This window comes from uncultured Campylobacter sp., from assembly GCF_938031315.1.
GTDB lineage: Bacteria > Campylobacterota > Campylobacteria > Campylobacterales > Campylobacteraceae > Campylobacter_B.
The window spans coordinates 1-1,526 of sequence record NZ_CALHHT010000417.1; the positions used below are offsets into that span (position 1 = coordinate 1).

Consider the following 1,526-nt stretch of genomic DNA (forward strand, 5'->3'; position numbering starts at 1 on the left):
AATTTTGAAAAGGATATATGGTGCAAAAGATCGTTTTATTTCTGTGTGCGGCGCTGTTTATATGCGGCTGCTCTAGGAGCAGACCGCAAGATGTCCCAAAGCCAGAGCAAAATAAGGCACCGAGCCACCATTATACAGGCTACTATTACGCATAGCGTATATTGCGCGGCGGGCGACGATACGAGACGTTTAATGGCGAGAAAATGGAAACATTGTAGTTTTTGCTCATTCGTGGACAAAAGTTCTCAAGCCTGCAATACGAGCCTTAGCAGCGTCTCGGCCTGAGCGTAGCGGCGACAAGGCGTCCATCCGTCTATAATGACGATAAAATTTAGGCTTATTTGAGCAGGACGAAATTCTTTTTAAAATTCTTTCAAATTCCCATAAATCCCGCTAAATAAATCTAAATTTTATAAATTTTAGGGTAACATTTGCCTTATTTTTCAAAAAGGCTTTAAATGACTTTAATCGACGGCAAAAGCATAAGCGCGAAGGTAAAAGATGAGATCAAATCGGCCGCTTCGGATCTTGCCGCAAAGGGCGTAAAGCCCGCGCTGGCGGTGATTTTAGTAGGCGATGATGCGGCAAGCAAGACCTATGTCGCGAGCAAGGAGAAAGCCTGCGCCGCCTGTGGGATCCGATCCGTAGCGCACCGCTTGAGCTCCGATGTGGGCGAGGCGGCGCTTTTAGAACTGATAGAAAATTTAAACGATGACGAAAGCATCGACGGCATCTTGGTGCAGTTGCCGCTTCCAAAGCACATTGATACGAATAAAATTTTAGAAAAAATAAGCCCGCAAAAGGACGTGGACGGATTTAGCGCGATAAACGTAGGCAAGCTTACTAGCGGGCTTGCGGACGGTTTTGTGCCTTGCACTCCGCTTGGCGTGATGCGCCTGCTTGAGGAATACGGCGTGCAGATAGTGGGTAAAAATGCCGTCGTGCTAGGCCGCAGCAATATCGTAGGAAAGCCGATGGCAAGCCTGCTGCTAAATGCCGACGCCACCGTCACTATCGCTCATAGCAAGACGAAAAACCTAAAGCAGCTTTGCGCAGACGCCGACATTTTGGTTGCCGCGGTCGGCAAGGCGCATTTTGTGAGCGCAGATATGGTAAAAGAGGGTGCGGTGGTGATCGATGTTGGGATCAATCGCGGCGAGGACGGCAAGCTAAGAGGCGACGTCGATTTTGACGCAGTCACGCCAAAATGCTCGTTCATCACGCCCGTGCCCGGAGGCGTGGGGCCGATGACGATCGCGATGCTTCTTAGCAACACGATAAAATCGGCGAAAAATCGCTTAAGACAAAGAGCCTAAATGAAAATACTAAGCAAAATTTATCACTTTTTATCAAGTTGGACGGGGACGGTCATCGTCGTTTTATTCGTCATTCTTTTTGTGGCGCAGGCCTTCGTGATCCCTAGCGGATCGATGCGCTATACGCTTTTAGAGGGCGATTTTTTATTCGTTAAAAAATTTAGCTACGGCATCCCGACCCCGCATATTCCATTTGTAGAGTGGCAGGTA

Annotated in this window: 3 protein-coding genes; all 3 read left to right on the forward strand. The window is 48.2% G+C overall.

Annotated features, from left to right (window positions below; translation table 11 throughout):
* Nucleotides 1-20 precede the first annotated feature (20 nt).
* Nucleotides 21-155: a hypothetical protein gene (locus Q0236_RS10430; RefSeq protein WP_297917552.1), complete on the forward strand. Its 135-nt coding sequence runs from the start codon at nt 21-23 to the stop codon at nt 153-155.
* 303 nt (nt 156-458) lie between these two features.
* Nucleotides 459-1,316 carry a bifunctional methylenetetrahydrofolate dehydrogenase/methenyltetrahydrofolate cyclohydrolase FolD gene (gene folD, locus Q0236_RS10435; RefSeq protein ID WP_297917554.1) on the forward strand — a complete coding sequence of 286 codons (858 nt, stop codon included), beginning with the start codon at nt 459-461 and terminating at the stop codon, nt 1,314-1,316.
* Nucleotides 1,317-1,526, forward strand: a 210-nt coding sequence (locus Q0236_RS10440; protein WP_297917558.1) for a S26 family signal peptidase, incomplete at its 3' end; no start/stop codon positions are given.